This is a genomic window from Rhodopirellula europaea 6C (assembly GCF_000338295.1).
Taxonomy (GTDB): domain Bacteria; phylum Planctomycetota; class Planctomycetia; order Pirellulales; family Pirellulaceae; genus Rhodopirellula; species Rhodopirellula europaea.
In genome coordinates this window covers 44,449-50,984 of record NZ_ANMO01000085.1, presented here as the reverse complement: position 1 = coordinate 50,984, position 6,536 = coordinate 44,449, and the positions used below count along the sequence as shown (strand labels likewise).

Annotated in this window: 6 protein-coding genes; 5 read left to right on the top strand and 1 reads right to left on the bottom strand. The window is 53.5% G+C overall.

Annotated elements, in window-relative coordinates:
* Window positions 1-865: 865 nt before the first annotated feature.
* The 5 genes from RE6C_RS07105 to RE6C_RS07080 all read left to right on the top strand — a co-directional run bounded on the left by RE6C_RS07105 (window position 866) and on the right by RE6C_RS07080 (window position 4,659).
* Entirely contained in the window at window positions 866-1,204 is a 339-nt protein-coding gene (locus RE6C_RS07105) for a hypothetical protein (protein WP_144054684.1), read from the top strand.
* The gene (locus RE6C_RS07100; protein WP_008655143.1) at window positions 1,201-1,689 is read left to right on the top strand and encodes a molybdate metabolism regulator; all 489 of its coding nucleotides are present in this window, start codon (window positions 1,201-1,203) and stop codon (window positions 1,687-1,689) included. Before RE6C_RS07105 ends, RE6C_RS07100 begins: the two co-directional genes overlap by 4 nt.
* Window positions 1,690-1,692: 3 nt before the next feature.
* Window positions 1,693-1,893, top strand: a complete 201-nt coding sequence (locus RE6C_RS07095) for a hypothetical protein (RefSeq protein WP_039961426.1) — start codon at window positions 1,693-1,695, stop codon at window positions 1,891-1,893.
* A complete protein-coding gene (locus tag RE6C_RS07090; RefSeq protein WP_144054683.1) occupies window positions 1,869-2,759 on the top strand; it encodes a hypothetical protein in 891 nt (296 codons plus the stop codon). The genes RE6C_RS07095 and RE6C_RS07090 overlap by 25 nt, the downstream gene beginning before the upstream one ends.
* Window positions 2,760-3,564: 805 nt before the next feature.
* Window positions 3,565-4,659: a TIGR03067 domain-containing protein gene (locus RE6C_RS07080; protein ID WP_008655140.1), complete on the top strand. Its 1,095-nt coding sequence runs from the start codon at window positions 3,565-3,567 to the stop codon at window positions 4,657-4,659.
* Window positions 4,660-4,948: 289 nt separating this feature from the next.
* On the opposite strand, the gene RE6C_RS32155 is transcribed toward RE6C_RS07080, so the two are convergent.
* Window positions 4,949-5,731 (bottom strand): ankyrin repeat domain-containing protein, encoded by a 783-nt coding sequence (locus RE6C_RS32155; protein ID WP_160167193.1) that lies wholly within the window; start codon window positions 5,729-5,731, stop codon window positions 4,949-4,951.
* Window positions 5,732-6,536 lie beyond the last annotated feature (805 nt).

The window sequence follows — 6,536 nt, the reverse complement described above, 5'->3', positions numbered from 1 at the left end:
AAAGCAAGCAGTTGGCTGATGAACTTGGGATCAAGAGCACTGCAAAGTCGTTGGAGTGAATTCAAAGATCTGGTAGAACTCTTCATGGCGTCCGTTCCTGGTGAGGTGTTTGGCCTGCTAACCAAAAACACGCATTGGGACACGGACGCCGTTTTTCTCCAATAGCAATCCGGCACCTATTCCATCCGGATCGCTGCTACCAGCCCGACTGCACCCACTGGGAATGGTCTATTTTCGCCATCTTGAAGACTATCGGATTTTTGACCAGCTGTTTCCCTTTCTTGATTGTCCCGAGAAAACACAACGCATTGCCGCGCTGCGGGCAACCTCCACCTTTCGCAACCCTGCAAAGTGGCCTCCCGTCATGGACGCTCTCAGTGATCCCGGTTCGACACAGCCATTGCTTTCCGCTGCACTTCAGCACGTGGGCGAGCCGATTCCCTTGAGCATCAAACGAAAGCTGCAACCAATTCTGGCAGGCTTGTTGGATCGGCGTCTAAACGCTCGCGTTCAGGAACAAGTATCTTGGGCGATTTGCACGACAATCGAGGAACGAACGGTTGACGCAATGATCGAACTGCTAGCAGATTCGAGAGGAGCGCGAAAGACTCTCGGCAAAACAGTTAAGATGTCGACGTCGGGCGATCGAATGCAATTCCTTGAACGTCGGTTCATTTCTCAACTACCCTAGTCCGACATCGATATTGGCATTGTCTGCCCGCGGAGAGTTTGAACATTGCCTGGTTTTGACATCGCCTTTGAGCCGCCGAAATTTAAATGGCTCCCGGTAACGATCCAAATTGACGAAAGGTCTTGGGCATTTGATGCGTCGGCTGTTCGCAACGATCCAGTTACGGAACTCGTGGTGGCAACCTCTCGCCTACTGGCGGAACCATGCACAGAGATGGTTGGCTTCTGGCTCGAACCCGCTTGGCACGTACTCGAGATGACGTCTGATGGTAATGGAACAGCGTCCATCACGTTCTGGCATCGGACAGGCGACAACCGACGCGATGCGGAAGCCAAAGCCGTCGCTCGGATGGAAACACGTAAGCTGTGTCGTCTGTTGCTGAATCGACTGCGATCGTTGCACGCTGCGACGGGCACGGATCGGTTCCACGCTCCTGATTGCTGGGGCAAGGTATTTCCCGATGACGCAATCTCTTGTGTTTTCACGCGAATTCGGTCCCAGAAGGTTCGATGACTGAACACGATCCCTTTAACGAACCTGAGTCCGCTCACCCGCGGGCGCGCGAATTGATGCGTGAGCCGTTCTTTTGGGACTGCGTGGATGAGGCCGCTCCGTTTGGCAGCGACGAAGGCAACGAGGCCTATTATGAGTGGCGAAGCTGGCGAGAGGAAAATCCGAAGGCCGCACTTACCGAGTGTTTTGATTGGATTCTTGCTGGCAATCTTCACGCTTACAACGAGTCGCTCGCATCCGTTGCCCAGATCGAAATGGATGTGGACAACCCTGATGATGCGATACTTGGGGACCAATATGACATGTTTACGCTCGACACAACCATCATCGCCACCGGACTCGGACAACTGATGGACGAAGGAGTCATTGATCCATCCGCCAAACCGTTTCTCCACGTCGCAATCAAGCGCCAACGAAACCCGAAGGCGGGTCACTATGACGGTACAACACTGGATGCGATCGCCAGGGTCGTGAATGAGGCTTGACCCATGTCGGAACGATGCATTCGCGTTTACATCACAGGCCGATTCGACTTGGGATTTATCGTGGAGCATCCCAACGGGACGTCCGGGCAACTCCGAGTTCCGGAGATGTCGCCTGTCACGGCGGAATTGGAACAATCGACCGAAGTCTCAACCGTCTCTGTAGTCATTTCTCACAAGCGGTGGTCTCACTGGCGATACATGTAAAAACCGGCAACATGCTTCGCTGCCACGCGTTTCCCTCAATTCGTCTTAGCTGGACGACTAACCTACAAGCACCATTTATGAAGTACGCGATTCAACTCAACGGCATCCAGAAAAGGCTTCCAGCGGGTTTCCGGTTGCCGGCATCGTTTCAGGGCTTTGCGGATCGCTGTTGCGAAGCTCAACGCGGTGACCTGGGATGGTTTGCGATCAAGACTGGTCCGACCAAGGAACTACTCGGCTTCGACCCCAAAGACCAAGTTGTTCCGATTCTCCGTTTGCCAGACGGAGGATTCGTTGCTTTTTGGTTCTGCACGAAGCGATCGCCCGCACTAATCTGCTGCGACAGCGAGGGGGCGGTGGATGTTGTCGGCGCGACCTGGGCAGATTTCCTAACGCGATTGTCGAAACGCAAAACAGGCATTCCCGATCTTGACGATCGCGAGTTGGCAAAACTTCCGTCCATTCGAGGAGTCGGCCGCAAGCTCACACCTCTTACTGCCAAGCGTCGTGAGTTCAAGAAATGGATCGAACAACACGCCCCTGAACAGCCCGACACCAATGACACAACGGCGGAAGAGATTCGTGCCGAGCTCGTTAAACTGATGTCGCGTCACTTTGACAAAGGAAGATTGCGTCCTAGAATCCTTCTTTTCGTGACGCTCACATCGCGAACCTACAAGGTCGATTGGGCCGCGTACGGCATCAAGCCCTATCCAGCACCCAAACGACTACAGCCAGTGCTTCAGCGTTTAGTCACGTATCTTGGCCGCTCCCTAAAAAAGAGTGAAGTGTCTGTTGCCCCGGACGGCTGTGTGTGGGTTGAAAGGAACATTTGCCTTGGTGACCCATCATTTTACAAGAGATAGATCACCGGTAGACCGCCAACGGCTGCCTAGCTCGCGACAACTATCGGATCAAATTGGTAGTTATCCAGTGCGTAGATGCGGTGCGTGTTGACCGTGACGATGGGGCGTCGGGGAACAGAAGGCTTGTGCGATCGTCTAAACGATCAGAAGGGGCACTTCCTCGTGACAATCAATCCCAATGCGATTACCCCAGCAGCTTTAGGAGCAAAAAAGGCCCCAGGAAAACAGAGAAACCTGACAAAGCAAAAGATACCGAGGCGCCACGCACGCGACGTAACCGCCAGAGCGAAGCAGAGTAGAGCAAGCCGGTTCCGCATACAAAGTACAGTGCTGTGGCAGCAACGACATAGGGCGGAAGCCCCATCTCGTTCTCCACGAGCAATCGAGCATTCTGATACCCATTCCATGCGGTTATGATGATCAAGCCAATCCCGAGCAATGCAGTCAGCCAGAACATCAACATACAGGTGAGTGATCGCTGTGACGTTGCAACGCGTTCGCTTTTGGTAGGCGAGTATGGATTGTCGGACAATGTGAAGCCTTGGAATAATGGATCCAGATGAGCCGTCGACTCGGTCGCAACGGGTAACGAGCCAGAGCTGGGAAATATCCCCGTCTCGGCGGTTCATACTTAAAGGCTTATCTAGCTTCTGAACCGCAAAGCAAGTTGACCTTCTTTCTCCGACAAGCTGCCAGTTGTTGCGTGTCAGCCGGCGGACGAACTCGGTACGATGATTATGAATAGCTTACTCGAACGGGTAAGCCCGCAGAAGTTCGAAGAGGAGTGCTCCACGAGCCAGATTTCATGCGACTTATCCTAGCAATCTCATTGGCCACACTGACCGTCGTTAGCCAGCCACCGAAGACCTTTTCTCAGCAAGCCATCTCAAAGGGAGATTGGACGTACAGAGATGGAAAACCAGAAAGCGTGACCTTCTGGTACGGCACGGTACTGACGCGCAGCGAAATCGATGAACTTTCAAGCTATACAAGCCTCACTCGAATCGTCATGGGAAATGCGGGTATCGACTCAGAATACGTCGAAATTGAAGATACTCTTTGGAAGTTGCGGCGACTAAAGAACCTTGAAGAGGTTCGTTTGTGCAAGGACGGGATAAATAATAAAGATCTCAAATTCATCGCCTCGCTGCCAAAGATACGAATCCTCGAATTCAACGCCCACAACGGCGGTGAAGACAGACCGATTTGCACGGATCAGTGCGCCGACCATCTTTGCTCGGCGAAGACGCTTCAACACCTGTTGATCCACGATGGGCAGTTCACCGACAAATTCGTCGCGAAAATTACCCAGGGCTTGCCAGAACTGGAGGAGTTGATGATGAATTCGGCGGAATTGACGGACGAATCACTCCGACTCATCTCAGAACGGTGCAAAAAGTTGAAGTCGCTTTCGATCACATCAGACCACTTCACCGTCGAAGGCCTAAAGCACCTCGATAGGCTAAAGAAACTCGAGAGACGGTCGGTCAGTTCGCCGGCCTTGAGGAAGACGGCTGATCCAAAGGAAATCACAAAGCTGCTGGGGACGTGGGAATACGTTTCGGCCACTTATGAGGGAGAGCCGATGGACGTCAGGGAAAATGAAACGATCACTTTAACCGAAGACAGCTGGACGCTTCGACGTAATGGGAACCTTGTCAGTACTTCAACCTGGGAAATCAATTCGACGAAGAGCCCAAAGTGGCTGACACAGTTTACCCAAGGTGGCAAAGTCAACTTTGTTGATCGATGGGTCTACAAATTCGACGAGGAGCAATTGGTGATCTGTAAATCGTCGTGGATGGACGAGCGTAGACCAAATCGATTCGTCTCTGTGGGAGGCGACAAACAATACTTGATCGTGCTCCGTCGGACGGAGACGAACGCAAAAATCGAATGATGCGAGTGCGCGAGATTCGCCGAAAAGTAGGAGCGTTGGCATGGCCCCTTGAAGCCAACGGTTGTTCCCAGTGCCTGCACGAAACCGATCCCTTCGACTGCTTCGGTCACTGCTGGCAGTTGCCCGCTTCTACCCATTTTCATCAGAACCGAGTCCGAGATCTTGTAAAGAAAGCCCGGACGCGATTTTACGAACTCGCGTAGACGGGTGCATCTGCCAGCACGACACGCGAAGGAGATCGATTTGGCCATCTGCACTAGCCTTTTGGCTTGACGGATCCTTCTATCGATCACTGATCTTTCCTGTCGATCCAGCGTTTCGCCACCTCATGGTCACGCAGGCTCGCGAGTATCTTTTCAAAGTCTTGGGGAACATGATGCTTGCGTTTTGACTGGAGGGCCCGGTATCCATGCGTGTCCCGAAGCGACAGGTCCGGGTGCTGATCTAAGATCAGCCTGAGAAATCTTAAGCTGTGTTCGATTCCGTCTGGATACGATGCGGCCGACATCGCGGCCACGTGCATCACCGTCTCACCATGATTGTCGGCATTGTCGACATCGCATCCTGCTTCGATCAACAACTGGGCCATCGCCGGTGATTCCTCGAAATGCGGTGAATGCGCCAACAGGTGTAACGCGTTCCTGCCAATCCTATCGGTGACGTTGCAATCCGCCCCAGCGTCCAACAGCGCTTTCAACATGGGAGGATGACGATGATTCAAGGCCGCCATCAGCGGAGAGCGTCCCCCAGAAACGCCACCTTTCGCTCCCTCGGCAATGGTTTCGTTCGGGTCAGCACCAGCTTGAAGCAGTGCCTCAACGATCCTCGTTTGAAGCGGCATTGGGATCATGCTGAACATCGCTTCGTGCAACGGCGCGCTCCCGCTGCCGACGGATCGATTTACATCGGCACCTGCAGCGACTGCAATCTTAACCGAGTCCAACAGCCCGCGTTGAATACACAATCGGAGGAGTGGTTCCAGCCGGCCGTCAAATGCGTCCCCCTCAGCTGAACTCAACTCCTGAACTTCCTGCTCGAATCTGTCCACCGATTCGCCGAGTGCGATTTGCATGTCCTCCGAGTCCGTAGGACCAATATCAATGGCCCGCTGTTCGCGTTCCGCACGTTGTTCGCGGCGCCTTTTCGCATCTTTGGCGAGTTCTGAACAAACCTTTTCGATGCTGTCATCGGGAAGCGACAGAAAAGAGCGTAGCTGATCGATCAATTGTCGCTCGCGCTGCTCCAGGATTTTCACGCGACGCTTGAGGACCATGGGTGACGGAGGCCATCGCCTCCCACCGAATCCATTTCGAATTCCTTCAATTCCTCGCTTTGTCAGCCGGAACTCGAAGTGTCCCACGTCACCGTTGTGCCTGGAAGCTTCGCTCAATTGCAGGACCGCCGGGAACGAGTCCCCTTGGAGTTTGGTTTTCGATACAAGTTCACCGTCAATAGGGGGCCATTGCCAAGCGATCAAAGCGAAATGGTGATCTGTCACGATGTACGTCGAACGAACTCGCTTTCGCCGCAGCCCTGACCTGTCCGCCAAGATAACCTTGTACTTCTCTCCATTGCTGTCAGCTAAGTCGAACGACCGAAACACCTGCCTGACACGTTTCGGATCATGCTTCGGCCCGACGACGGAACTCACGCCGAGATTCTCGACCAGGCCGGACCTCCAGGCCTCGGGTTGCATCACGAGACATTCATACAACAACTTGGAATCTTGATTGAGATCGCTCGCCGTTATTCTTTTGGCGATTTCTTCCGACTGATCTGGTCGTGACTCCGCAACCGGCGATGACGCACGCTCAGAAGCCGGGACCTGTGTCGACTCTTGTGCGACCGATAGGACAACCGCAATGAACAGAACGCCC